The 24,644-nt window shown below is 64.4% G+C and carries 21 protein-coding genes; 5 read left to right on the top strand and 16 right to left on the bottom strand.

Annotated features, from left to right (window positions below; translation table 11 throughout):
* The first annotated feature begins 128 nt into the window (after nt 1-128).
* The 4 genes from QPK27_RS17090 (at nt 129) to QPK27_RS17075 (ending at nt 9,680) form a co-directional block, all read left to right on the top strand.
* A complete protein-coding gene (locus tag QPK27_RS17090) occupies nt 129-551 on the top strand; it encodes a divergent PAP2 family protein (protein ID WP_290419453.1) in 423 nt (140 codons plus the stop codon).
* Nucleotides 552-836: 285 nt separating this feature from the next.
* Nucleotides 837-1,988, top strand: a complete 1,152-nt coding sequence (locus QPK27_RS17085) for an efflux RND transporter periplasmic adaptor subunit (protein ID WP_290419452.1) — start codon at nt 837-839, stop codon at nt 1,986-1,988.
* Between the two features lie 64 nt (nt 1,989-2,052).
* A complete protein-coding gene (locus QPK27_RS17080; RefSeq protein ID WP_290419451.1) occupies nt 2,053-5,253 on the top strand; it encodes an efflux RND transporter permease subunit in 3,201 nt (1,066 codons plus the stop codon).
* 209 nt (nt 5,254-5,462) lie between these two features.
* The gene (locus QPK27_RS17075) at nt 5,463-9,680 is read left to right on the top strand and encodes an ATP-binding protein (protein ID WP_290419450.1); all 4,218 of its coding nucleotides are present in this window, start codon (nt 5,463-5,465) and stop codon (nt 9,678-9,680) included.
* A gap of 276 nt (nt 9,681-9,956) precedes the next feature.
* Here QPK27_RS17075 and QPK27_RS17070 read toward each other — a convergent pair whose 3' ends face one another.
* The 4 genes from QPK27_RS17070 to QPK27_RS17055 all read right to left on the bottom strand — a co-directional run bounded on the left by QPK27_RS17070 (nt 9,957) and on the right by QPK27_RS17055 (nt 13,922).
* Nucleotides 9,957-10,370, bottom strand: a complete 414-nt coding sequence (locus QPK27_RS17070) for a hypothetical protein (protein ID WP_290419449.1) — start codon at nt 10,368-10,370, stop codon at nt 9,957-9,959.
* Between the two features lie 281 nt (nt 10,371-10,651).
* Complete coding sequence (locus QPK27_RS17065; protein WP_290419448.1) at nt 10,652-11,623, bottom strand: NAD(P)H-hydrate dehydratase; 972 nt, start codon at nt 11,621-11,623, stop codon at nt 10,652-10,654.
* A gap of 10 nt (nt 11,624-11,633) precedes the next feature.
* A complete protein-coding gene (locus QPK27_RS17060) occupies nt 11,634-12,371 on the bottom strand; it encodes a histidine phosphatase family protein (protein WP_374047084.1) in 738 nt (245 codons plus the stop codon).
* Between the two features lie 150 nt (nt 12,372-12,521).
* On the bottom strand, nt 12,522-13,922 hold the full coding sequence (locus QPK27_RS17055; RefSeq protein WP_290419446.1) for an L-cystine transporter: 1,401 nt from the start codon (nt 13,920-13,922) through the stop codon (nt 12,522-12,524).
* A 287-nt stretch (nt 13,923-14,209) separates the two neighbouring features.
* On the opposite strand from QPK27_RS17055, the gene QPK27_RS17050 reads away from it, so the two are divergent.
* Nucleotides 14,210-15,958 (top strand): methyl-accepting chemotaxis protein, encoded by a 1,749-nt coding sequence (locus tag QPK27_RS17050; RefSeq protein WP_290419445.1) that lies wholly within the window; start codon nt 14,210-14,212, stop codon nt 15,956-15,958.
* Between the two features lie 222 nt (nt 15,959-16,180).
* Here the strand turns inward: QPK27_RS17050 and QPK27_RS17045 are convergent, their stop codons facing one another.
* From QPK27_RS17045 to QPK27_RS16995, 12 genes are all read right to left on the bottom strand, one after another.
* Nucleotides 16,181-17,545, bottom strand: coding sequence for a DUF3526 domain-containing protein (locus tag QPK27_RS17045; protein WP_290419444.1), 1,365 nt, complete (start codon nt 17,543-17,545; stop codon nt 16,181-16,183).
* A complete protein-coding gene (locus QPK27_RS17040) occupies nt 17,542-19,002 on the bottom strand; it encodes a DUF3526 domain-containing protein (RefSeq protein ID WP_290419443.1) in 1,461 nt (486 codons plus the stop codon). The genes QPK27_RS17045 and QPK27_RS17040 overlap by 4 nt, the downstream gene beginning before the upstream one ends.
* Nucleotides 18,999-19,739 carry an ABC transporter ATP-binding protein gene (locus QPK27_RS17035; RefSeq protein WP_290419442.1) on the bottom strand — a complete coding sequence of 247 codons (741 nt, stop codon included), beginning with the start codon at nt 19,737-19,739 and terminating at the stop codon, nt 18,999-19,001. The genes QPK27_RS17040 and QPK27_RS17035 overlap by 4 nt, the downstream gene beginning before the upstream one ends.
* Before the next feature lie 330 nt (nt 19,740-20,069).
* On the bottom strand, nt 20,070-20,390 hold the full coding sequence (locus tag QPK27_RS17030; protein WP_290419441.1) for a hypothetical protein: 321 nt from the start codon (nt 20,388-20,390) through the stop codon (nt 20,070-20,072).
* A gap of 75 nt (nt 20,391-20,465) precedes the next feature.
* On the bottom strand, nt 20,466-20,660 hold the full coding sequence (locus QPK27_RS17025) for a hypothetical protein (protein ID WP_290419440.1): 195 nt from the start codon (nt 20,658-20,660) through the stop codon (nt 20,466-20,468).
* A gap of 487 nt (nt 20,661-21,147) precedes the next feature.
* Nucleotides 21,148-21,426 (bottom strand): PAAR domain-containing protein, encoded by a 279-nt coding sequence (locus QPK27_RS17020; RefSeq protein WP_290419439.1) that lies wholly within the window; start codon nt 21,424-21,426, stop codon nt 21,148-21,150.
* Nucleotides 21,427-21,586: 160 nt separating this feature from the next.
* A complete protein-coding gene (locus QPK27_RS17015) occupies nt 21,587-21,832 on the bottom strand; it encodes an Imm74 family immunity protein (RefSeq protein WP_290419438.1) in 246 nt (81 codons plus the stop codon).
* Between the two features lie 162 nt (nt 21,833-21,994).
* Nucleotides 21,995-22,279: a hypothetical protein gene (locus tag QPK27_RS17010; RefSeq protein WP_290419437.1), complete on the bottom strand. Its 285-nt coding sequence runs from the start codon at nt 22,277-22,279 to the stop codon at nt 21,995-21,997.
* A 530-nt stretch (nt 22,280-22,809) separates the two neighbouring features.
* A complete protein-coding gene (locus QPK27_RS17005; protein ID WP_290419436.1) occupies nt 22,810-23,016 on the bottom strand; it encodes a hypothetical protein in 207 nt (68 codons plus the stop codon).
* Nucleotides 23,017-23,065: 49 nt separating this feature from the next.
* Complete coding sequence (locus QPK27_RS17000) at nt 23,066-23,299, bottom strand: RHS repeat-associated core domain-containing protein (protein ID WP_290419494.1); 234 nt, start codon at nt 23,297-23,299, stop codon at nt 23,066-23,068.
* Nucleotides 23,271-23,444: an RHS domain-containing protein gene (locus tag QPK27_RS25510; protein WP_374047085.1), complete on the bottom strand. Its 174-nt coding sequence runs from the start codon at nt 23,442-23,444 to the stop codon at nt 23,271-23,273. The genes QPK27_RS17000 and QPK27_RS25510 overlap by 29 nt, the downstream gene beginning before the upstream one ends.
* 430 nt (nt 23,445-23,874) lie before the next feature.
* Nucleotides 23,875-24,336, bottom strand: coding sequence for a hypothetical protein (locus QPK27_RS16995; RefSeq protein WP_290419435.1), 462 nt, complete (start codon nt 24,334-24,336; stop codon nt 23,875-23,877).
* Between the last annotated feature and the right edge of the window lie 308 nt (nt 24,337-24,644).

Below are 24,644 nucleotides of genomic sequence, written 5' to 3'. Positions count from 1 at the left end.
CCTTGTATGTCGGACCGGGTTGGAGGAATATTACCTTCTTCCGGCGTGATGGGGCCGTTCGGAAAATCTCCTGCCAGGGCTTGCTTCTGAGATAATTCTGCCCGACATTTTTCACTCTTTAAAATTCCATGGAAATTATCTACCTCGTGACGCCGGTGTTGACCTGGATGGTGGTCGGCCCGATCAAATTCCTCATTTCCAGCATCCGCCTGCGGCGCTGGGCCTTCGACCTGGTCGGCAACGGCGGCTTCCCCAGCAACCACAGCGCCGTGGTGTCGAGCATGGCGACCCTGATCGCGCTGCGCGAAGGCATGGGCCATCCCGCCTTCGGCGTGGCCGTGACGCTGGCCTTCATCGTCATGATCGACGCCAACAGCCTGCGCCAGCACGTCGGCCGCCACGCGGTGGCGCTGAATCGCCTGCACGACGGCAAGACCGAATACGTGGTGCTGCGCGAGCGCATGGGCCACACCAAGATCGAGATCGCCGGTGGCGTGCTGACCGGCATCGGCATGGGCTTCCTGATCAACGCCGTCCTCGGCGGCCTGTAAGCCATGAACGGCGCGTATCTACTTCTCGTATGTACGCGCCACCCGTCAGCGGACAGGGGGCGGACGTCCGCCCGTCCGCCCGGCGCTGCATTCCATCCGGGCTGCAACGCAGCTCATCGCCAAAATCCGCAGTTCATCCATCGAAACCCGCAGCCCGCAGGTTCCTCGATTGACGCCAGTGAGGCAGTCCTGAATACTGCCCGCTGACCCTGTTTGTTCGCCCGTCGGACACGTCGCATTTCCCATACTTACAAAGACACTGAGTCCATTCTCCGGAGATCCACAATGCTGCGCAAAACCCTTCTCGTTCTCGCCATCGCTTCCAGCCTCGCCGCCTGCGGCAAGGGTGGCGCCCCGGATGCGGCCAAAGCCAAGGACAACAAGCCCACGCAGCTGTCGGTGGCGCCCGAAGACGTGCTCACCGTGCAGAGCGACGCGGTGGCCTCGGGCCCGGTGATCACCGGCTCGATCCAGCCCGAGCGCCGCGCCGACCTGCGCGCCGAAGTCTCGGCCATCGTGCTGCAGGTGCTCAAGGAGAACGGCGAACCGGTCAAGCGCGGCGACGTGCTGGTGCGCCTGGACGAAACCTCGATCCGCGACACCCTGACCTCGGCCGAGGATGCGCAGCGCGCCGCCGGCCTGGCGCTGGACCAGGCCAACCGCCAGGTCGAGCGCCTCAAAACCCTGAGCGCTTCCGGCATGACCTCGATGAAGGCGCTGGACGACGCCGAGATGGCGCGCAACAACGCCCTGAGCGAACTGTCGGCCTCCAAGAGCCGCGTAGCCACCGCGCGCCAGCAACTGGCCCGCACCACGGTGCGCGCGCCGTTCGACGGCATCGTCTCCGAGCGCAAGGTCTCGAACGGCGACACTGCCACCGTCGGCAAGGAACTGGTGAAGGTGATCGACCCGTCCAGCATGCGCTTCGAAGGCGCGGTGTCGGCCGATTCGATCAGCACCGTCAAGGTCGGCCAGCCGGTCAAGTTCCGCGTCAACGGCTATGGCGACCAGCTGTTCGCCGGCACCGTGCGGCGCATCGATCCGGCGGCGAATGCCGTCACGCGCCAGGTCGAGGTGCTGGTCGGCTTCGCCGACAACGCCCAGCCGCGCGTGGCGGGCCTGTACGCCGAAGGCCGCGTCGACGCCCACAGCAGCGACGCGCTGATGCTGCCCGAGAGCGCGCTGGTGCGCCAGGGCGACAGCAGCTACACCTGGCGCATCAAGGACAAGACGCTGTCCAGGGTGAACCTGGTGGTCGGCGCGCGCGATGCGCGCACCGGCAACTTCGAGGTCAGGCAGGGCCTGGCGGCCGGCGACGTCGTGCTGCGCGCCCCGACCTCGAACCTGAAGGACGGCCAGAAGGTCGACATGGCCACTGCGCGCGTGGCCAGCGCGGCGCCGGCGGGGCAGGGCCCGGCCCAGAACCAGAACAAGTAACAGCATAAATAAGCGGGCGCACCAGAACAGCTCTATAACAAAGAAAATAAGCAAGGAAAACAAGATGTTCCTGTCCAATTTCAGTGTCAAGAAACCGATCGCCACGATCGTGATCATCGTGGCGATGATGGCCATGGGGCTGCTGGCCCTGTCCAAGCTGAAGGTCAACCAGAACCCGGACGTCGACCTGCCGCTGATCGTGGTCGACATTCCGTATCCGGGCGCTTCGCCCGAGACCGCCGAGCGCGAGGTCACCAACCGCATCGAGAAGCAGCTGCAGGCGATCCAGGGCGTGGACGAGCTCACTTCCAACTCCTACGAGGGCGGGGTCAGCATCCTGCTGTGGTTCGACTTCGGGCGCGACCTGATCGAAGCCTCGGACGACGTGCGCAACGCGATCTCCGCGGTGCGCTACAAGCTGCCGCTCGAAATGCGCGAGCCGGTGCTGCGCCGGGTCGACCCGGCGGCCGACCCGATCATGCAGCTGGCCCTGTCGTCGACCAGCCAGAGCCACGCCGACATCTCGCGCTATGCCGAAGACGTGCTGGCCGACCGCTTCCGCGGCATCGAGGGCGTGTCGATCGTCAATGTCGGCGGCGCCCTGCGCCGCGAACTGTCGGTGCTGCTGCGCGCCGAGAAGCTGCGTGAATTTAACGTCTCGGTGACCGACGTCACCAACGCCCTGCGCAGCGGCAATACCAATGCGCCAGTGGGCAAGCTGCGCAGCGAACTGGACGAGAAGGGCATCCGCCTGATCGGCCGCATCGAGCGTCCGGAAGACTTTTCCCAGATCGTCGTGAAACGCAACGGCGACCAGATCGTGCGCCTGAACCAGGTGGCCGAGATCCGCGACGGCTTTGCCGACATCAATTCGCTGTCGATCCGCAGCGGCAAGCCGAACGTCGGCCTGTACATCTCGCGTTCGCGCGACGCCTCCACCGTGGCGCTGGCCAAGAAGGTCCATGCCCTGGTCGAGGAAGTCAACAAGGAACTGCCGCAAGGCACCAAGGTGGAAGTGACGCGCGACGGCGGCCGCGAGGCGCAGCTGAGCCTGAACAACGTGATCGAATCGCTGGTGCTGGGCGCGGTGCTGACCGTGTTCGTGGTGTACGCCTTCCTGAATTCGTGGCGTTCGACCCTGATCACCGCGCTGGCGCTGCCGACCTCGGTGCTGGCGGCCTTCATCGCGGTCTGGCTGTGCGGCTTCACGCTCAACTTCATGACCCTGCTCGGCCTGTCGCTGGCGATCGGCGTGCTGATCGACGACGCCATCGTGGTGCGCGAAAACATCGTGCGCCACATGGAGATGGGTTCTGATCGCCGCACCGCGGCCCTCGAAGGCACGGCCGAGATCGGCCTGGCGGTGGCCGCCACCACCTTCTCGATCATGGCGGTGTTCGTGCCGGTGGCCTTCATGCCGGGCCTGGCCGGCGAATGGTTCCGTCCGTTTGCCCTGACCGTGACCTGCTCGGTGATCGTCTCGCTGCTGATCTCGTTCACGCTCGATCCGATGCTGTCGGCCTACTGGGGCGACCCGCCGGGCCACCACAGTGCGCCGAAGAAGGGCCTGGGCCGCCAGCTGGACCGTTTCAATCACTGGTTCGACCGCCAGGCCGACCGCTACGGCCACGTGATCGCCTGGGCGCTGCACCACCGGCGCTGGATGGGCGCGATCGCGCTGGCCAGCTTCGTGGCGGCGATCGTCCTGCAGGGCAAGTTCGGCGGCACCAGCTTCCAGCCGAAGATGGACTCGGGCAACGTCCAGATCGAGGTGCGCACCCCGGCCTCGTCGAGCATCGAGTACGCCCGCCGCAAGGTGGAGGCGGCGGCCGAACTGGCGCGCACCATTCCCGAGACCAAGGACACCAACAGCCGGATCGACCTGAACGGCGGCCGCGTCACGGTCGACATCGGCCGCCGCAGCGAACGCAAGCGCAACGCCGCCGAGATCGCGATCGAACTGCGCCAGAAACTGGCGCCGCTGGTCGGCGCCGAGTACACCGTCATCGACGACCTCAACGGCGGCGGCAAGCCGGTCCAGATCGAGTTCACCGGCCCCGATTCGCGTAAACTCATGGAGCTGACCACCGCCTACATGGCCAAGCTGCGCGAGGTGCCGGGCGCGGTCGACGTCTCCCTGTCCGAGCAGGACCCGAAGAACGAGCTGCAGATCGTGCTCGACCGCGGCCTGGCCAACGCCATGGGCATCTCGGTCAACGACGCCGCGCAGTCGCTGCGCGTGGCCTTCGCCGGCATCGAGGTCGGCGACTGGGTCGACCCGACCAGCGAGACGCGCGACGTGGCGGTGCGCCTGCATCCGGACGACCGGGTCAGCACCGAAAGCATCGAGCGCCTGCCGATCTCGGTCGCCGGCACCGGCATGATGGTGCCGCTCGAGCAGATCGCCACCATCACCATGGGCAAGGGCCCGTCCGGCATTCGCCACAAGGACGGCGAGCGCCTGATCACGGTCTCGGCCAACGTCCAGGGCCGCGCCCCGGGACAGGTGACGGAAGAAGCGATGGCGCTGGCGCGCACCTTCGACTTCCCGCCGGGCTACGGCCTGTCGCTGGGCGGCGCCGGCGAAGACCAGCAGGAACTGATGCAGGCGATGGTGATCGCGCTGCTGTCGGGCATCGCCCTGATGTACCTGATCCTGGTGATGCAGTTCGGTTCGTTCACGGCGCCGTTGGGCGTGATGCTGTCGCTGCCGCTGTCCCTGATCGGCGTGGTGCTGGCCCTGATCCTGACCAGCAACACGCTCAACATGATGAGCATGATCGGCATCATCATGCTGATGGGGCTGGTGGCCAAGAACGCGATCCTGCTGCTGGACGCGGCGCGCGCCCTGGAGCACGAAGGCATGGACCGCGAGGAAGCGCTGATGGCCGCCGGCCGCAAGCGCCTGCGTCCGATCCTGATGACCACCTTTGCCCTGATCGCCGGCATGTTCCCGGTGGCCCTGGCGCTGGGCGACGCCGGCCAGTTCTTCCAGCCGCTGGCGATCGCCATCATCGGCGGCACCATCACCTCGACCCTGCTGACGCTGCTGGTGGTGCCGACCTTCTACGACAGCATCGAGATCGCCGCCGACCGCATGGCCGCCAAGTACGGCCGCCGCTCGGCGCGCTGGAGCATGCTGCCGGCGTTCCTGGTGACGCTGGTGGAAGCGATCCTGACGCTGACCTTCGTGCGCCTGGTGTACCGCTTGATCGTGCGCGGCATCGGCTTCGCGACCGGACGCGGCAAGGCGCAGCCGGTGTAAGCGCCGGGCGGCGCGCCCGCCGCTTTGACCTGCGGACACGGCCAGCCATGCGCTGGCCGTGTCGTTTTCGGGCGCGCCGTAGCTTCCTGGTTGTATTTATGCGACTGCCGGTTTTGTAGCTATTGCAATGGAGTATTGCCACATGGCGTAGAATGGCTGACTTCGCGCGGCTGTCCAGCGTGTTCGTCCATTGCCTCCCAAGTCCTGCCATGTCCGCATCCGATCACATCCCACACCAGTCCAGCGCCGATCCCGACCTCAACTGGCTCGCCGGCGGCGGCGAGATGGGTGAGCTGATCCGCAATATGGACTGGTCCAGGACGCCGCTGGGGCCGCTGTCCGGCTGGCCGCAGAGCCTGCGCACCTCGGTCAGCCTGTGCCTGTCGTCGACCTTCCCGATCCTGGTGTGCTGGGGCCCGGACGACATCCAGATCTACAACGACGCTTACCGCCCGATCTGCGGCGACCTGCACCCGGCCTCGATGGGGGCGCCGTTCAAGGTGATCTGGGCCTCGGCGCTGCCGGTGGTGGGCGATGCCTTCGAGCGCGCGCACCAGGGAGAAGGCGCCTACATCAAGGACCAGCAGATGTTCCTCGATCGCAGCGGCTACCTGGAAGAAGCCAACATGACCTTCTCGTTCTCGCCGATCCGCGACGAGTCGGGCGCGGTGGGCGGCGTGTTCCACCCGATCACCGAGACCACGGCAGTGGTGCTGGGCGCGCGCCGCACCCAGTGCCTGCGCGACCTGAGCGCCAGCCTGGCCGGAGCGCGCACCATCGGCGAGATCGGCGAGCACATCGAGCGCCATGGCGCGCAGCTGGCGGCCGACGTGCCGTTCTTGCTGTTCTACCAGATCGACGCCGCCAGCGGCGAGCTGCAGCTGCGCGGGCGCGCCGGCCTGTCCGGGGACTGTCCGCTGGCGCCCGGGACGCTGGCGCTGAGCGACGCCTGCTGGCCATTCGCCCGCGCCAGCGCCTCGCACGCGGCCGAGCAGGTCGACGACGTCGCCGCGCGCCTGCAGGGCCAGGTTTGCGGCCCGTACGACGAGCCGCCGCGCTCGGCGCTGGTGCTGCCGCTGGCGCTGCCCGGCGGGCAGGAGCTGTTCGGCTTCCTGGTGGCGGGCGTCAACGTGCGGCGCGCGCTCGATAGCGAGTACCGCAATTTCTACGAACTGCTGGGCGCGGCCGTGAACACGGCGGTCGGCAACGTGCTGGCCTACGAGCAGGAGCAGCGCCGCGCCGAAGAGCTGGCCGCGATCGACCGCGCCAAGACCGCATTCTTCTCCAACGTCTCGCACGAATTCCGCACGCCGCTGACCCTGATCCTGGGCCCGCTCGACGACGCCCTGGCCGCCGGCGCCGGGGAGGCGCTGGCGCCGGCCCAGCGCAAGCGCATCGAGGTCACCCACCGCAACGCGCTGCGCCTGCTGAAACTGGTCAATTCGCTGCTCGACTTCTCGCGCATCGAGGCCGGGCGGGTGCAGGCCAGCTACGTGCCGCTCGACCTGGCGCGCACCACGCTCGACCTGGCGGGCGTGTTCGAGTCGGCCATGGCCAAGGGCGGCCTGGAATATCACGTCGAGATGCAGGAGCTGGGCCAGCCGGTCTACGTCGACCGCGACATGTGGGAAAAGATCGTGTTCAACCTGCTGTCGAACGCCTTCAAGTTCACGCTGCAGGGCAGCGTCACGATCCGCCTGGCCGAGCACGAAGGCATGGCGCGGCTGTCGGTGCTGGACACCGGCACTGGCATCCCCGAGCACGAACTGCCGCGCATGTTCGAGCGCTTCCACCGCATCGAGGGCGCGCCCGGACGCACCTATGAGGGCACCGGCATCGGCCTGGCGCTGATCCAGGAACTGGTGCGCCTGCACGGCGGCAGCATCGCCGTCTCCAGCACCTACGGCCAAGGCACCCGCTTCGACGTCGACCTGCCGTTCGGCAGCGCCCATCTGCCGGCGGACAGCGTGCAGGGCGCGCCGGACGACGTGGCCGACAGCCGGCGCATGGGCGCCGCTTTTGTCGAGGAAGCGCTGCGCTGGCTGCCCGACGCTCAAGCTGCGCCGGCCGCGGCGCCGGACCTGGATGGCGCGGCCCAACAGCTGCGCCCGCGCATCCTGATCGCCGACGACAACAACGACATGCGCGCCTACCTCAAGTCGCTGCTCGAGCCGCACGCCGAGGTGCGCGCCTGCGCCGACGGCGAGGCCGCGTTCGAACTGGCGCTGGCCGATCCGCCCGACCTGCTGCTGAGCGACGTGATGATGCCGCGCCTGGATGGCTTCGGCCTGATCGCGCGCATCCGCGCCACCGAGGCGCTGCGCCACCTGCCGGTGATGCTGCTGTCGGCGCGCGCCGGCGAAGAAGCCAAGGTCGAGGGCCTGCAGGCCGGCGCCGACGACTATCTGGTCAAGCCGTTCTCCACCAGCGAACTGCTGGCGCGGGTCCAGACCCAGGTGACGCAGGGCCGCGAGCGGCTGCAGGCGGCGCAGGATGCGCGCCAGCGCGAAGCCGCGGTGCGCTCGCTGATCGACGCCTCGCCGGCCACGCTGTGGACCACCGACAACGATGGCCAGTGCACCTACCTCAGCCAGCGCTGGTACGACTACACCGGCCGCACGCCCGAGCAGGACCTGGGCATGGGCTGGCTCGACAACGTGCACCCGGACGACGCCGCGCGCTCGGGCGCGATCTTCCTGACGGCGAACGCCCGGCGCGAAGCGTTCTCGTTCGACTACCGGCTGCGCCGCCACGATGGCCAGTACCGCTGGTTCATCGACGCCGGCATGCCGCGCCTGGACGCGGCCGGCGCGCCGGACGGCTACGTCGGCACCGTGATCGACGTCCACGAACGCAAGCTGCTGCAGGAACGCTTCGAGCGCGTCTCGCGCGCCGGCAACATCGGCGTCTGGTACGCCGATGCGCCGTTCGCGCGCTTCCAGCTCAACGCCGAGATGGCGGCGCATTTCGGCCTGGACGGCGCCGGCGAGGTGGCGCTGGACACGCTGCTGGCGGCGGTCGACCCGGCCCAGCGCACGCAGCTGGCCCAGGGCATCGAGCACGCGATCCGCGACGGCGCCGCGCTCGACCTCGAGCTGTGCAGCCTGGGCGCCGGCGCGAGCGATAGCGGCGGCAAGGACGGCAACGGCAATGTCAGCGGCGGGCGCTGGCTGCGCGCGATCGGCTGGCGCGGCGTCGACGAACGCGGCCAGCCGGCGCGCTTCGACGGCGTGATCCTCGACATCGACCGCCACAAGCAGGCGGAAGCGGACTTGCAGCACCTGGCGCGCGAATTGACGGAAAAGAACCGCCTGCAAAGCGAGTTCCTGTTCACCCTGGCGCACGAGCTGCGCAACCCGCTGGCGCCGATCCGTTCCGGCCTGGAGCTGATGCGCATCGGCAGCGCCGCCGCCAACGTGCAGGGCATCATGCAGCGCCAGGTCGACCACATGGTGCACCTGGTCGACGACCTGCTCGACATGGCGCGCCTGGCCGAGGGCAAGGTCACGCTGCAGCTGGAAACGGTGCTGCTGGCCGACGTGGTGCGCGACGCGGTGGAGATGTGCGCGCCGCAGGTGGAGGCCGGGCGCCACGCCCTCAGCCTGCGCCTGCCGCCGAGCGCGGTCGCGCTGCAGGCCGACCGCCACCGCCTGGCCCAGATCTTGAGCAACCTGATCAACAACGCCGCCAAATACACTCCGCCCGGCGGCGCGATCGAGGTCGCGGCCCAGGTGGAAAGCGGCGCGGCGCCGGCGGTGGCGATCTCGGTGACCGATAACGGCATCGGCATCGCGCCCGAGCTGCTGGAGTCGGTGTTCGACATGTATTCGCAGGTCAAGGACGCCGAAGGCATGGCCCAGGGCGGCCTCGGGGTCGGCCTGAACCTGGTGCGGCGCCTGGTGCAGCTGCACGGCGGCAGCGTGGTCGCGACCAGCATGGGCGCCGGTTGCGGCAGCCGCTTCACGGTGCGGCTGCCGCTGCCCGCCGCCGGCGTGGCCACGGAGACCAGCGCTGCCTCGGGCGCCGCCAGCGCGGCGCTGGCTCCGGCAGCCGGTGCCGCCCTGCGCATCCTGGTAGTGGACGACAACGTCGACGCCGCCGACACGCTGCACGCGCTGCTCGAGATGAACGGCCATGCGGTGACGGTGGCGCACGACGGCGCCGCCGCATTGCGCGCGGCGGCCAGCAGCCTGCCGCAGGTAGTGTTCCTCGATATCGGCCTGCCCGACATGAGCGGCTACGAAGCGGCAGCCGAGATGCGCCTGATCGACGGCATGGCGCACGCCACCCTGGTGGCGCTGACCGGCTGGGGCGCCGAGCAGGACCGCCAGCGCTCGCAGCGTGCCGGCTTCGACCATCACCTGACCAAGCCGGCCGATTTCGATACGGTCGAGCGCCTCATCGCGGAGGTCGCGGCGGGGCAGTGAGGCTGGAGGCGCTCAAAAACGTTCGTGCGAACGGGCGGGCTGTAACTTAGGCTGTAACTTAGGCTGTCACTCAGCTCGTAACTCAGGCTGTAACGCCGGATGTGGAGCAAGACGGACAGTGCGGAAGATCGCCGCCGCGACTATTGCAGGAAATTGCTGAGGGGAGAGCTGAAGGGGCGCTACGGAAAGAGTTGCGGCCCGACGCGAACGCCGGGCGCGCTGCTTGCCTCCGAACGTGCCTGCAGGCAGGCAACGTCGGATGATGCTGGCAACCGATTAGCGGCCGGTGGTGCCGGTGCCGGTGGTGCCGGTGGTGCTTTGCGGGTCGGTGCTGGTGGTGCCGGTAGCGCCTTCGGCAGTGCCTGCACCGGTGGTGCCGGTGGTGCCGGTGGTGCCCGAAGTGCCGGTGCCGGTGCCGGTCGCGCCGGTGCCCATGTCGCCGGTGGTACCGGTTGCGCCGCCGGTTGCGCCACCCATGTCGGTGGTGGTGCCGGTGGTGCCGGTGCCGGTCGCGCCGGTGCCGGTGTCACCCGTGGTGCCGGTGGCGCCCGAGGTGCTGCTCGGGGTGGTCGCCGAGGTGTCGGCCGGGACGGTGGTCTCGGTGGTTTCGTTCTTCTTGCAGGCGCCGAGCAGCGAAGCCATGAAGGCGGCGGTCAGCAGGATTTTTGGTGCCTTGGTCAGTGCTTTCATTTTTAACTCCTCGATTACGTCACATGTATCTTGTGCCGAAGTCTCCAGGTGAGGCGCTGGAGGGTCAACGGCGCCAGTGCAGTTCCCCGATCGACCCGATTCCAGGCCGGCGGTGGAACGTCCAGGGTACCGACGCAACGCGCGGTCCCGTTTGGTGCATCGATCCAACGGTGCTGATTAGACCGCAAGTAAATCCTGCGGTTCGTTAGTTCGCGCACCTCTAGCTATTTTTTCACGAAATTCATCGCGAAATTTACAGCGCCGAGCAAATCAACACCCGGTTATTGCTCCCCCGACTCACGCCGGATGGCCTGTTCCTCGACGGCATTCTTGCCACCAAGCTGTTCCAGCAGCGCGGGAATCTCCCCCGGGAGTTCACGCGCCAGATATCCCAATGTGCCCATGCGCGCCGCCAGCCGGTCGCCGGCGCGCGCATGCAGCGCCACGCCCCAGCATGCGGCCTGCGCCGGCGGGGCGCCGCGCGCCGCCAGGCCGGCGATGATGCCGGCCAGGACGTCGCCCGACCCGGACGCCGCCAAACCGACATTGCCGGCGCAGTCGTGCTGCCACAGCGTGCCGTCGGGCGCCGCGATCACGGTGCGGCGGCCCTTGAGCGCCACTACCGCATTCCATTCCTGCGCCGCCGTCTGCGCCGGCGCGTCGGGAGCATCGACCAGCGTGTCCTTGTCGCGCCCGGTAAGGTGCGCCATCTCGCCGCAGTGCGGCGTCATGATCACCGGCCGTGCGAAGCGCATCGGCTTGCCTTCTGGCCAGTCGGGCGGCAAACGCAGCAGCGCATCCATGCCGCAGGCATCGAGCACCAGGTTCACTTCCGCCGCGTCCAGGCTCGGCAGCAACGCGTGCACCAGGCGCGCCGTGGAGGCCTCGTCGCGCATGCCGGGACCGACCAGCATCGCATCGACGCGGTCGGTGAGCGGGTCGAGCGTCGACAAGGCATCGAGCTTGAAGCCGTCGGTTTCATGCTCTTCGAGGCCGATCACGCGCGCCTCGGGCATGGCCATGGCCACCAGCTGCGCCACGCTGGCGCCGGTGGCGATCGTCAGCTTGCCGGCGCCGGCGCGCATGGCGGCGGTGGCGGACAGGATGATGGCGCCCGGCATCTCGCGCGAGCCGCCCAGGATCAGGACGTGGCCACGGATTTCCTTGTCGCCGCCGGCATGCGGCTGCGGCAACGGCCAGGCGCGCAGGAACGCGTCGTCGATATCGAACGTGTGGCGGTGGTTGGCATCCATGGAGGTGGCCTCAGGCGTTGGGCGCGACGGGCAAGTCCTTGGCGGCAGTGACGGGCGTACCGCTTGCTTCCAGCGGCGCCACAAAGTTGACCAGGCGCAGCGACAAATCGCCGCGCTTGCCGAGTTCGGGATCGAACTCGTAGGAAGTGACCGAGCAGTTCGGCACATCGCCGGCGCGGTCGAATTCGAGGATCTGCGCTTCGGTCAGGTGCTCGAACAGGTAGCGGAAGCAATTGACGGTGACCTGGTGCGCCACGATCAGCACGCGCTCGTTGCAGAACTCGCGCTCGAGCGTGTCCATCACGCTGCGCAGGCGCAGGATGACGTCGCACCAGCTCTCGCCGCCAGGTGGGCGGAAATAGAATTTGCCGACGTGGTGGCGCTGCTCGTACAGATCGGGGAACAGGTGCGCGATGCCGTGCGTGGTGAGGCGATCGAGCACGCCGAATTCCTTTTCGCGCAGGCGTTCGTCGACGCGGATCGTCAGGTTGTCGCGCACCGCCGCATCGAGCCGGCTCATCACGATGTTGGCGGTCTCGGCGGCGCGGACATACGGCGAGTGCAGCACCACGGTCGGGCGTTGCTCGGGTGGCAGGGCTGCGAACCAGTCGCCCAGCGCCTCGGACTGTTGCATACCGAGCTCGGACAGCGGCACATCGACGTCGCGCTCGGCAATGTCGATGCGGTGACCGTTGGCGGCCTCCGCCAGGTCGCGCGCGACGTTGCCGGCACTTTGTCCGTGCCGCACTACCCAAATTTCCTGGGGCCACTTCTGTTCCGTTGCCATCGCCGAGTTTGTCAAATTTGTTAACTTGGCGACATCATAGACGGATTCGGCTCAGCGTCAGCGCACGATTGCCGCCTGTCCATGGCGGCAAGAAACGCTATAGGAAAGCGCTTACACGGCCTGCTCTTCGCTGTCCAGATTCACTTCGGCGTCGCTGTCGAACACGCGCATGTCGGTCTCGCCCAGCACCCGGCTGGTGACCGAACCGGCCGCGATCGAGCCGCTCACGTTGAGGGCCGTGCGGCCCATGTCGATCAGCGGTTCGACCGAGATCAGCAGGCCGGCAAGGGCCACCGGCAAGTCCAGCGCCGACAGCACGATCAGCGCCGCGAAGGTGGCGCCGCCGCCGACCCCGGCCACGCCGATCGAGCCGAACGCCACGATCGCCAGCAGCGGCAACAGGAAGCTGGCGGTGAACGGATCGATGCCGACGGTCGGCGCGATCATCACCGCCAGCATGGCCGGATAGATGCCGGCGCAACCGTTCTGGCCGATGGTGGCGCCGAACGAGGCGGCGAAGTTGGCGATGCCTTCCGGCGTTCCCAGGCGCGAGGTCTGGGTCGCCACGCTCATCGGGATCGAGCCGGCGCTGGTGCGCGAGGTGAAGGCGAAGGCCAGCACCGGGAAGATTTTTTTCACATAGCGCCACGGGTTCAGGCCGGCGCCGCTGACCATCGCCAGGTGCACGCAGAACATCAATGCCAGCGCGCAGTACGAGGCCACCACAAAGCTCAGCAGCGAGAGGATGTCGTGGATGCTCGAGCCGGCCACCACCTTGGCCATCAGCGCGAACACGCCGAACGGGGTCAGGCGCAGCACCAGGGTCACCATGCGCATCACGATCACGTGCGCCACGTGCACGAAGTTGCTGAACTGCTGGAACACGTCCGGCTTCTTGGCAGCGATGCCGACCGCCGAGATGCCGATGAAGATCGCGAACACCACCACCGCAATGGTCGAGGTCTTGCGTGCGCCGGTCATGTCGAGGAAGGGGTTGGCCGGGATGAACGACAGCAGCATCGACGGCAACGAGATGTCCTGCGCTGCAGCCTGGTTGCCCTGCAGGTAGACACCGCGCGCGGCCTCGGCGGCATCCGGCACCAGGCCGACCGCGGACAGGCCGAACAGCTTGGCCATGGCGATGCCGATCGTCGCCGCGACGATGGTGGTCAGGATCAGGATGCCGATGGTGAGCGTGCTGATCTTGCCGAGCGAGGCGGCGTCGCGCAATTTGAGGATGGCTTGCACGATCGAGACCATGATCAGCGGAATCACGATCATCTGCAGCAGCTTGACGTAGCCACTGCCGACCACGTCCAGCCAGGCGTTGGTGGCCGCGACCTCGGGCGCCGTGGCGCCGTAGACCGCCTGCAGGCCGGCGCCCAGCACCACGCCCAGGCCGAGTCCGGCGAACACGCGCTTGGTGAACGACATGTGGCTGGCCTGCATGCGATACAGCAGGAAGCAGACGGCCAATGCGATGGCCAGGTTGACGATTACGGGAAATGTCATAGGTCGTTGGCGGCGCTGGTGGATGACGATGCGGACACGGTCGCCAGGCAGGCTGCGAGCAAGGTAAAAGGATCACGCCATTCTATAGCCAAAGTGACATTGCCGTTGGGCTAGCAATAGATTTTAAAGTTGTCTAGATATATTGTTTGCCTCATAAAACCTTGTTGCTTCAGGGCGACGGAATACCGGGATAGCGCAAAGCTGGCTCACAATAATTCCCATACAGCGAGTATTGTTTCTATAATCCAATACCTACATTGATCAATTTCGGCTTCGGCCAGCGGACCATGTTCAAACACCTCAGCATCAAGTCACGCCTCGTCTTCGTCATCGCCTTCCTCGCCGTCGAACTGGTCGCCGGCGCGGTCATCGGCATCTACAACCTCGGTGTCGCGAATACCGAACTCAAGCAAATGTACGACCATCGCCTGGTGGGCCTGAACCAGATGGGCCAGGTGACCCAGCTGATCACGGCCAACCAGCTGGCCGTGGCCAAGGCGGTGAGCATGGAAGACGCCGGCCAGCGCGCCGCGGCGATGAACGCGATCGACGCCAACGTCGCCACCGTCGACAAGCTGTGGGACAGCTACAAGGCGATGGACCTGAACGACAACGAGCGCGCGATGGTGGAACAGTTCGCGGCCGCGCGCAAGGCCTTCGTCGACCAGGGCCTGGCCCCGGCGGTGGCTGCGATCCGCGCCAACGACAACGCCGCCGCGGTGGCGTTGCTGAACGGTCCGATGACGCGCCTGTACCAGCCGCTGAACGACCTGGGCGGCAAGCTGATCAAGGAGCAGCAGGACGCCGCGCTGCAGGAGTACCAGCACTCGCAGGCGACCTTCGAGACCGTGCGTGCGGTGTGCCTGGCCGGCCTGGTGTTCGGCCTGGTGATGGCGGCCTTCGTCGGCTGGGTGCTGGTGCGCGCCATCGTGCGTCCGCTGGAAAAAGCGGTGGCCGTGGCCGGCGCCGTGGCCCAGGGCGACCTGACCCAGACCATCGACGTCACCTCGCACGACGAGACCGGCCGCCTGCTGCAGGCGCTGAAGGACATGAACGATTCGCTGGTCAAGATCGTGAGCCAGGTGCGCACCGGCACCGACAACATCGCCACCGCCTCGAGCGAGATCGCGGCCGGTAACCTGGACCTGTCGTCGCGCACCGAGCAGCAGGCCGGCTCGCTCGAGGAAACCGCGTCGTCGATGGAAGAACTGACCTCGACCGTGAAGCAGAACGCCGACAACGCGCGCCAGGCCAACGCCCTGGCCACCTCGGCTTCGGAAGTGGCGGGCAAGGGCGGCGACGTGGTAGCGCAGGTGGTGCAGACCATGGGCGCGATCAATGCCTCTGCGACCCGCATCGTCGACATCATCGGCGTGATCGACGGCATCGCCTTCCAGACCAACATCCTGGCGCTGAACGCGGCCGTGGAAGCGGCGCGCGCCGGCGAGCAGGGCCGCGGCTTCGCGGTGGTGGCCGGCGAAGTGCGCAGCCTGGCGCAGCGTTCGGCGGCGGCGGCGAAGGAGATCAAGCTCCTGATCGACGACTCGGTCGAGAAGGTGCACCACGGTTCGGAACTGGTGGACCGCGCCGGCTCGACCATGGCCGAGATCGTGCAGAGCGTGAACCGCGTGACCGACATCATGGCCGAGATCACCGCCGCCAGCCAGGAACAGACTGCCGGCATCGAGCAGATCAATGGCGCGGTGGCGCAGATGGACCAGGTGACCACGCAGAACGCGGCGCTGGTGGAGCAGGCGTCGGCGGCGGCGGCGTCGCTGCAGGATGAGGCGTCGGCGCTGGCGCATACGGTGGGGGCATTCAAGCTGAATGTGGCGGGTGGCGTGCGCGCTGCTACTAGCGCTGCGCGTCCGACGACGACGCTGCCGGCGGTGGTGGCGAAGGCGCCGGTGAAGTCGGCGGCTGCGGCCAAGCCGGTCAAGTCGGCGGCGCAACCGAAGGCGGAGAGTGCGCCTGCTGCCGCGAAGTCGAAGAAGGCCGAGACGGCCGATGTGGGTGAAGGCTGGGAAGAGTTCTAAACAGCGCCCGCACAGCAACGTCCGCGCAGCCATAGGCTGCAAACGATTTAGTCAGTTAGTCTAAAGACCGTCATCCCCGCGCAGGCGGGGATCCAAGTTCTTCGAGTAGCCAATGCGTTACGCGTTAGTGGCGCGCGGTGAAACTTGGATCCCCGCCTGCGCGGGGATGACGGTTTTTAGGGTGGTGGGATGAACGATTCAGGCTGTCATGCAGTCACCTGGTCATGCCGGCGTACGCAGCTTGCGCAGCCCGATCAACAGCATCGCCAACGCCAGCGCAGCCAGCGCAATCACCTGGCCCACGGCCAGCGCACCACCGGTTTCACCGTTCTGGTACACCGGCAGCTTGCGGATATCCTCCGCCGTCATCGCCCGCTCCTGGAACAGATACGGATAGAAGAACCTGCGCAGCCGCGCATGAAACTCCCCGATCCGCTCCTGGTACGCCAGCTGCGCCGCCAGGTCGCTGTCGGCCAGCCGGTGCAGCAGCACCTGCACGTTCACCGGCGCCAGCAGCAGCCCGACGCGCGCGGTCCAGTCCTCGCGCGCCTGCAGGCTGGCGCGGTACTGCGCCACGTCGGCGGCCACCGCATCGTCGCCCGCCTGGTGCATCGCGTAGTACCACTTCCAGTGGAAGCGCCCCTCGACCGGCGGCGTGTCCTTCCACTCGGGATGGCTGCGGAAGAACTTCTCGAACGTGAGCGGCTTGGGAATGTCCCAGCCGTTGTGCACCGCCTGGCGCTGCGCCAGCGCCAATTCAACGCCTTTCGACACCGGCGACAGGCGCGCAATCGCCGCGTCGGCCAGCGTCGGCAGGATCATCGCCAGGCCGACCAGGCAGGCCAGCAGCGTGGCGGCGCTGCCGGCCGAGGTGCGTGCGCGCGCCGCGACCCAGGCCGCTAGGCCGAACCAGAACGCCAGGTACAGCGTGGCCACCAGCGCAATCAGCGCAAAGCCGGCGATACCGGCGCCGGCCAGCGTCGCGCCCACCGCCACCGGCAGCAGGGCCGCCAGCCACACCAGGCCGTAACGCAGGCCGACCCGGCGCCGCCAGGTGTTGGCGGCGCCGGCGGGCAGCGACGCCAGCAGGCGCAGGCGGCCCGCTTCGCGCTCGCTCGTCACCAGGTCGTGCATCAGCGCGATCACGAACAGCGGCGTCAGGTACACCAGCACGAAGGCGAAGTCGAACCGCCCCGGCATCGCCAGTTCGGGATTGATCGCCTCGGATTCATACAGCTGCGCGTGCAGCCCGAGCAGGCGCACCCGCAGCGCGGACGGCTGCAGGTCGCGCTGGCCGATGGCGGCGAAGGCCAGCGGCGACGGCGGATTGACGGTCAGGTGCGGCAGGTAGTAGCCGACCGAACCGGCCAGCGCGCCATTCGCCTTGCCCTTGAGCTGCTTGGCGGCGATCGCCTCGAAGTCGCGCGCATGGCTGGCCGCGATGCGCTCCAGCGCGGCCTGCTGCCGGGCCACCGCCTGCAGCCCGGTCCATACCGACAGCGCGGACAGCAACAGCAGCAGCACGATCGCCGCCAGCGCCAGGCGCGAATGCGCGATCTGGCGCAGTTCGAATTTCAGGTGATTCATTTCGGGTTCCTTTCGAGGCGTTGTGCGATCCAGCGGCCGGCGCCGAGCAGCACCAGCAGCCAGCCGGCCAGCAGGGAGAACAGCGGCCAGGCATGGCGAGCGGCGACGTCGCCATAGGCGGCAGGCGCATAGGCGAAGCGCGGCGTGTCCTGCCAGTGGTGCTTGTCGATGCGTTCGGCGCCGTCGCCCTGCGGCGAGACGACGTTGGCGTGCAGGCCGTTGAGCGCCTGCACGAAGCCGTAGCGGTACTTTTCACCTTCGCTCAGGAAGCGCGCGTGGCTATCGAGGTTGGTGCCGGCCAGCGCGGTCGACATGCGGCGCAGCGCGATTACCGGACTGGCGACGCTGGCGGCATTGACGATGGCGCTTTCGCGCGTCTGGCGCGCGTGATCCTCGCGCATGAATTCGTCGAACAGGGCGCTGGTCAGGCGCTCGCCTTCCTGCATCAACAGGCCTCCGTAATTCACCGGCAGGTCTTCGACCCGCTGCACGCCGTATTTTTCCAGCGTGCGCGCGCGGAAGGCGTTGAAGTACGGGTCGTCCGGGTCGTGGCTGTCGCCGATCGCGGCCAGGCGCTCGTGGATCGCGACCTCGGTCTCGATCCGGCTTGGACGCTCCACCACGCCGGCGGCGAAGTCCGGCATCACGCGCGGCAGCAGGATCACGGTGACGATCCAGCCGGCCACCAGCGCCAGCAAGGCGTCGCGCGCACGGGGCAGTGCGCTCGAGACCAGCACCGCCGCTATCGCCCACACCAGCAGGTACAGCACGTAGCCGCCCAGCATCGTCAGCGCTTCCGCCGCCAACGCTGGATGCAGGATTGCGATCGCGGCCAGCGCCAGGAAGGCCGGAGCGCCCAGCAGCAGCGCGATGCCGCCATGCGCCAGCAGCTTGCCGGCGAGGAGGGTCGAACCGCGGATGCCCTGTACGATCTGCAGCCGCAACTGTCCGCGTTCGCGTTCGCGCGCCACGCTTCCAAAAGCCAGGAACACGATCAGCAAAGGCGTGAGCACTTGCAGCACGAAGGCGGGCGTCAGCTGCCCGAAGCGCAGCAGCAGCGACGACTGGCCGGCGTCGCTGAAGTTGGCGCTGTTCTGGCGGTGGCCTTCCAGGAACAGGGTGTTGCCGGTGAACGGATCGACGCCGAAGTCGAAGAAGGCGAGGGGGCTCAGGGGCCGGAACACGTAGTGACCGTAGTGGACCACGCGGTGCGGATGGCGGTCCGGCTGGTTCTGCCACTGTTGATCGGCGGAGTTCTGGAAGCGCGCGCGCTCGGCGTTCACCGCGCTCAGGCGCTCATGGCTGACCAGGATCGCGGCCAGCGTCAGCGCCAGCATCAGGATGCCCGCCGCTACCGCCACCTGGTTGCGCAGCATGGCGCGCAATTCGGCGCGGGCGATGGCTGTCATTGCGCCGGGCGCGGGCGAGCGCGTGGCGCCTGGTAATACCGCGCTCATGCCGCCTCCGCGCTGGCGGTGGCGCCGGCGTAGCGCCGGTACAGGTCGCGCACGTCGTAGCGTTCTGTGCCGCTGGCGGTGAACTCATGGCTGATGTGGCCGCGTTCAAGGAAGCCTATGCGGTCGGCCACTTCGGCCGCGCCGAGCAGGTCGTGGGTGACCATGAAGATCGCGCTGCCGCGTGCGCGCAGGGTCTGCAGCAGGGTGTTGAATTCGCTGGTGGCTTGCGGATCGAGGCCGGTGGTGGGTTCGTCGAGCAGCAGTACCGGCACCTGGCGCGCCACCGCCAGCGCGATCGCCACCTTCTGGCGCATGCCTTTCGAGTAGCCGCCCAGGCGCCGCTTCCATGCCGATTGGTCGAGGCGCACGGCGTTCAGGGCGTCGTCGATTATTGCTGGCGTAAAGTCGCTGCCGGCCAGGCGCAGGAAGTAGTCGAGGTTCTCGCGCGCGTCGAGGTGTTCGTACAGCGCCACGTTCTCGGGCACGTAGGCCAACTGGCCGCGCGCCGCCAGCGCATCGGCGCCGACGTCGATGCCGCATACGCTTACGCTGCCCGTTTGCGGATGGGCGAAGCCGAGGAAGGTGTTGAGCGTGGTCGACTTGCCGGCGCCGTTACCGCCCAGCAGGGCATAGATTTCGCCGCGCGCCACGCGCAGCGACAGGTCGCGCAGCACGGGCGCGGAGCTGTAGGCGACGGTGACGTTGTTTGCTTCGAGGGCCGGAGTTTGGGTGTTCATGGTGGTCCTTTGTTCTGTGGTTCGACAAGGCGGCGCACAGGGCGCCGGTGCAACGGGCGTCAAGGGGGCGGCGGGTCGCGCGCGGCGCAGGGTGAACGGACAGTGCGCGCGGCGGCAACGCGCAACGCGGCGAACGAAGGACGCGCCATGGAGGCGCAAGTAAACGGCATGGGCAGTTCCGATGGGCCGCTCCCGATAGCGGGAACGGCGAATCACGGGCTTGCAGGTGCGCGAAGCGGCAGGGGGCAGGCGGCGCACGATGGCGCGTGATGACGCAGCGTACGCGCACGGCCGACGCCGGGATCGGCGTGCAAGAACTCGGTGGACGGATTACTGCGAGAAGGGAGGGGCCTGGCGCGAGGGGATCAGGTAGCGTTGCACGACCACCGCGACAGGGCGCGGCAGGCGGGCAAGGACGTAGGCGATAGCGAGGAAGACCGCCAGCACCACCGGCGGTGCGGCCGGCAAGGTGGCATGCGAGTGGGCGCCGACGTGGCAGCTGACGCAATCGGACAGCTGGTCGGCCAGGTCATGGTCGTGGAACGACGAGCCGACCAGTTGCAGCGCCATCGCCAGCGCGCACAGGCACAGCAGCACGCGGCGCAGGAGCGCGCGATAGGGCTGTTGGCGGGCGGGCAGTGGTGACGGCATGCGGTGCGGCGGACAAGTTGACGCCGCAGTATAGCCCGGCCGTGAGCAAAACATCAACCGCAGGCCGGGTTGGCGTTATTCGAACGCGATCAGCAGTGCGGTCAGGCCGATGCACAGGCCGGCGACGACGCCGATGCGCTGGCGCAGGCGACGGCTGTTAGCCACGATATGCTTGGCGATGCCGCGGCGCGGCGCGCGCGGGTTGCTGCGGTCGAGGGCAGTGGCGGCGTGGATCGAGGAATGATTGCGTTCGGTATGTTCGGTGTGCATGATGGATTCTCCGTGCCGTCTCCACCGGAGACTGGCAAAAATAATGTATGGGTGTCTGGGGCAGCGAGGGCAGGGCAGGCAGGCGAGCGGTTCGCTCAGCTGCGCAATACGCGTCGTGCGTCGATGGTGGTGGCGCGGCAACAGGAGGGCGCGGCCACGGCAAACGGCTGGCACTGGCTTCGGTACTGCAAACGGTTATTACGTGACATGCGGGCGCCAGTTCGAGCTTCAACTACCAAGATCCGCGACAACAGCAGGCGACGAAGGCAACTGTGTCCGGTACGTTATTTATTTTACATCTAAGTCAGCCGAAGACAAGGCCGCACGATTAGTGCAAGACGAGTTTATCTAGGGCAACTTATTTATCCTAGCACGGCGTTGAGCGTTCAGTAACGAATTTTCTCGCATATGCGTGGAACGAATGGTTGTAAAAATGCGAAGCGGCAGTAGATTGTTACAGAAAGCGGAAGGAAACCTAATAATGCCTTTACTCGACATTTGCAGGCGAACTGCCGACCAGCTTACATCCGCACTCTGTTTTGCACCCTTCTATTGCAACAGCTACTCCGTTAACTTTAAGTGTGTTGTGGGCGCTGATGATTTTGTTTATGCCGTGCGGTTTGCCACCAGGGTAGAACTGCGGACAGGCAACTTTGTCACCTAGCCGGGCGATCGCTTTTCCTCTAATGGTGTGGTCAGACGAACCGCTGATAACTGTGCCGCCATGGTCGGTTTTGTCTCCGACTGTAATGATCTTCATCGGCATTTGGATCTCCGGTGCAAACTTCGACGTTAGTAAGCCAGTGGGCCGCCCGGCTCGGCCTTCACTGCATTTTGAATGCCCCGTCCGAGTGGCAGTGTAGCGAGTGATAGCATTTGGGCTACAGAACGCTTTAATCTTATTTGAAGGCTACGGGTGGAATTTATTATTCAATCTCCAAAATCATTTTTTTTCTGGCGAACTCTTCCTTTAGAAACTGAATAAGCTGCTTCTTCTCGGCGGGAGTGACGTCTTCTTGGATATCTGACACATCCCACTTTTCGATGCTGTTCTGATATAGCACGAAGTCGGAAGGTCCATACCCCCTTAAAAGCGCTTCACCATATACGGTGATGCTTTTAGCGCCGTTTTGCACCCGAAGGTATCCGCGCGAAATTTCTTTTAGTTCCATAGTGGTTGCCGTCCTAAAGGTAATCCCCTAAATAAGTTTTGGGACAGTGATGTGAATCTCGTCAAAAATGAGTGTTCAGCAGTACCACTCGTCGCGTTCCCAAGATTCTGGCTGGTGGGAGTTCTGTGCAACCACTCAGCGTTGCAAGGCGCAACCGATTATTCAGATCTTTGTTCGAAGCATGCACAGCGCTGCCTGGACCTTGTCACTTTCGGCCAGACTCAGCCCTCCTTGGTTATTTCCGATGCGCTGCCAGCAATAGAGAAAGTAACGCAACGCCGCTGCAGACCATGTGTTAGATGGTGTTGTGCCCGCAGACGCCTGATTGGACTCGTCTGTAGTCTCAGACAGAGGGTCAAACGTCAATGCAAACTTCGAGAATGCAGACCAGTTGAAATCTCCTTCTGGTACATCGTTTTTGCTTAGATCGCTAGTCGCAATCATCATGATGGCACTTCCTCTCCGCTATAACTCGTTTATGAAAATATGTCCACTTTACTAATAGCCGCAGCGCGCCGTCTCATCATTATTCACCACATTCTGATATGTGCCTACCCCTTCGCTCGATCGAATAGCTTGCTGCGCATTCCGGACGTCGGTACAGTCGCCGATTGTAGTTGGCTAGCCGTTCTTTTGCATGCAGACTTTAATCTTAAATTTCACACACCCTAGCTAACGTCTGAATCGGCTAGGGTGAACCCATTTGCTCGACTCTGTTCATTGGAAAGACTAATGTTTTTAGAAAAATTCCCTTGCAAGCGATCTCACCAAGGTTTAATAAAAATGATTTCTTCATAGGAACGTGGCTCATATGTCAATTCGATTTCGCTCCAATTGAAGCGCCACGTGCTTTTTCTATTGACCTTACTGTCGGGCTGGAGACCGACCTCTCTTTCCATAAAACTCGTAAGCATACGATATTCATCCATTCTCGCTTTGTAACTTACGTCGTCCCAATTCTTCACGGAGCTGTCTATCTAATGCATTCGTACCCAATAAATTTTTTTCTTCTGTAAGCTGATGAAAATGCCAAATCTAAAATTAGCAGCCACGTTTTCAACATAGTAGTAAGTCCCGACGGCGTCTTCTCGTGACTCAATAACGCCTTCTTTGGCGAGAAATTTTAAGTCATCCTCAGAGGTGAGAAAGTTAATTGCGCCGGATTTTTCAATAACCCAGGCCACTCTTTTCCTATAGTTCTGAATTCGTCGCAAGGTCGTTTCTTTCTCATGGCTACGGCAAAAGCTTCCACAAACGATTGGTCTGCACCGATCGCCATGTACGTCGCCAACGCAAGAAGATCAAGCCATAGCGTTGAGTTCGCGGCGTATGATAGAAATTGATGCCGCCGACCAATCTAATTGAGTCCTGCGTAAGATACTTGGCCGTGTCAGGATCATAGTAACGATGCCGGTTATAATGCAGTCCCGTCTCGCTATCAAGATATTGTCCTTGAAACCGTGTTATTCAGATTCGTGATCTTGTGTGCTTTCTTGCCGATCGCTTCTTTTGTTTGTCCCCACGCTTTGTACTGCGACGACCACGCTAAGTTGCCTTCATAGTCGGTCAATTCCTTTGGGGTCCCGAGATGATCGCACTGATGAAAGGCAATCTCATCTTTACCAAATGGTATCGCTTCCTGCCGACACTCACTGTTCCACAGCGGATCGGTCGTGCTATCGTACTTTCCGTCGTTACCCGTTGTGAGTGCGTTGACATCGGTCGTGGCGTCAGTTTGAGTAATTGGGTACGGATTTCCTGAGCCAGTGGTACAAAACTGCTGCGCTCATACACCTAGTCGTGCGGTCGCTTTTCCTCTAATATTGTGGTTAGAAGAACCACTGATAGCTGTGCCGCCATGGTCGGTTTTTTCTTCGACTGTAATAATTTTCATTGAGATTTAGCTCACCAATGTAACCTTTGAGTTGGTAATCCGTTGGAGCATTTAAACAATTTTATTTTTTCTGTTGATAAGAAAGAGCAGCTCGCAAAATAACATGGGTGGTGGCTTTATTAAAAATTTTAACTAAAAATTTCACCTATCAGGCGGTTAAATCAGGTTCATCTAAGCCATGCTCAAATGTAATGTTTAAGCTGAGATCGCCCTGCTTGGCATCATAGAAAAATGTGATTTTCCCCCACTTAAAAGAATTCAAGAATGCGGTGGAGGGATGATCGCTTATGAAGTTTACGTTCAGAGACTTCTCGCATGCTTTTAATACTTTAGATTCAAGAATGCTAGATTCGAAAAACTCGATCAAGTCAAACAAGAATGCTACGAGGTGCAATCCTTTTTCTCCGACTTCAATTACGACAGTGGATGATTTTCCGAAAACATTGGCTTTTCTTAATAAGTGATACTGTGTTCGTCCGTAATCCGTCTGAATCGGTGGCGAACAAAGTTTCGCGATAGATGCGGCGAGAGTTCCTTTTTCGTCAGTCGTTATGGGTTCTGAGTTAACCGAAACCACTCCGTGTTCCAGATTTAATTTAATGGTGTCCATTACTACCTCCCAAAAGCAATTATTCTCCCTGTATCTAACAGGTTAGTTTTGTCTCGATTTTCTATGAAATATTGTACCGCTCCGCCCTTTCCAAGGTGTGGGTTGTTTTTCGCGATACTAAGCGCCACGCAGGTATCTTTGGTAAGAACAAACCCGTGGACTTTGGTGCGCATAGGTCGTGCATCTGGATGCTTCCAATTTCCTTTGTGAGCAACCTGAACCGAGTCATTGTACTGCCTAGCATTGCGGGCGCCTAATACGACATTGGATTTCACTAAATAGTTCCCCGGAGCATCTCCATGAGGATA

Source organism: Massilia sp. YIM B02443 (assembly GCF_030411955.1).
Taxonomy (GTDB): domain Bacteria; phylum Pseudomonadota; class Gammaproteobacteria; order Burkholderiales; family Burkholderiaceae_D; genus Telluria.
The sequence above is the reverse complement of the archived record's forward strand: the minus strand, read 5'-3'. Positions and strand labels throughout refer to the sequence as shown.

Excerpts from the sequence above, each read along its gene's own strand:
- QPK27_RS17055 (WP_290419446.1), bottom strand. The coding sequence starts at position 13,922 with ATGACATTTCCCGTAATCGTCAACCTGGCCATCGCATTGGCCGTCTGC.
- QPK27_RS17040 (WP_290419443.1), bottom strand. The coding sequence starts at position 19,002 with ATGAGCGCGGTATTACCAGGCGCCACGCGCTCGCCCGCGCCCGGCGCA.
- QPK27_RS17080 (WP_290419451.1), top strand. The coding sequence starts at position 2,053 with ATGTTCCTGTCCAATTTCAGTGTCAAGAAACCGATCGCCACGATCGTG.
- QPK27_RS17065 (WP_290419448.1), bottom strand. The coding sequence starts at position 11,623 with ATGGATGCCAACCACCGCCACACGTTCGATATCGACGACGCGTTCCTG.
- QPK27_RS17010 (WP_290419437.1), bottom strand. The coding sequence starts at position 22,279 with ATGATGATTGCGACTAGCGATCTAAGCAAAAACGATGTACCAGAAGGA.
- QPK27_RS17085 (WP_290419452.1), top strand. The coding sequence starts at position 837 with ATGCTGCGCAAAACCCTTCTCGTTCTCGCCATCGCTTCCAGCCTCGCC.
- QPK27_RS17035 (WP_290419442.1), bottom strand. The coding sequence starts at position 19,739 with ATGAACACCCAAACTCCGGCCCTCGAAGCAAACAACGTCACCGTCGCC.
- QPK27_RS16995 (WP_290419435.1), bottom strand. The coding sequence starts at position 24,336 with ATGGACACCATTAAATTAAATCTGGAACACGGAGTGGTTTCGGTTAAC.
- QPK27_RS17045 (WP_290419444.1), bottom strand. The coding sequence starts at position 17,545 with ATGAATCACCTGAAATTCGAACTGCGCCAGATCGCGCATTCGCGCCTG.
- QPK27_RS17015 (WP_290419438.1), bottom strand. The coding sequence starts at position 21,832 with ATGGAACTAAAAGAAATTTCGCGCGGATACCTTCGGGTGCAAAACGGC.
- QPK27_RS17030 (WP_290419441.1), bottom strand. The coding sequence starts at position 20,390 with ATGCCGTCACCACTGCCCGCCCGCCAACAGCCCTATCGCGCGCTCCTG.
- QPK27_RS17020 (WP_290419439.1), bottom strand. The coding sequence starts at position 21,426 with ATGCCGATGAAGATCATTACAGTCGGAGACAAAACCGACCATGGCGGC.
- QPK27_RS17025 (WP_290419440.1), bottom strand. The coding sequence starts at position 20,660 with ATGCACACCGAACATACCGAACGCAATCATTCCTCGATCCACGCCGCC.
- QPK27_RS17075 (WP_290419450.1), top strand. The coding sequence starts at position 5,463 with ATGTCCGCATCCGATCACATCCCACACCAGTCCAGCGCCGATCCCGAC.
- QPK27_RS17050 (WP_290419445.1), top strand. The coding sequence starts at position 14,210 with ATGTTCAAACACCTCAGCATCAAGTCACGCCTCGTCTTCGTCATCGCC.
- QPK27_RS17090 (WP_290419453.1), top strand. The coding sequence starts at position 129 with ATGGAAATTATCTACCTCGTGACGCCGGTGTTGACCTGGATGGTGGTC.
- QPK27_RS17070 (WP_290419449.1), bottom strand. The coding sequence starts at position 10,370 with ATGAAAGCACTGACCAAGGCACCAAAAATCCTGCTGACCGCCGCCTTC.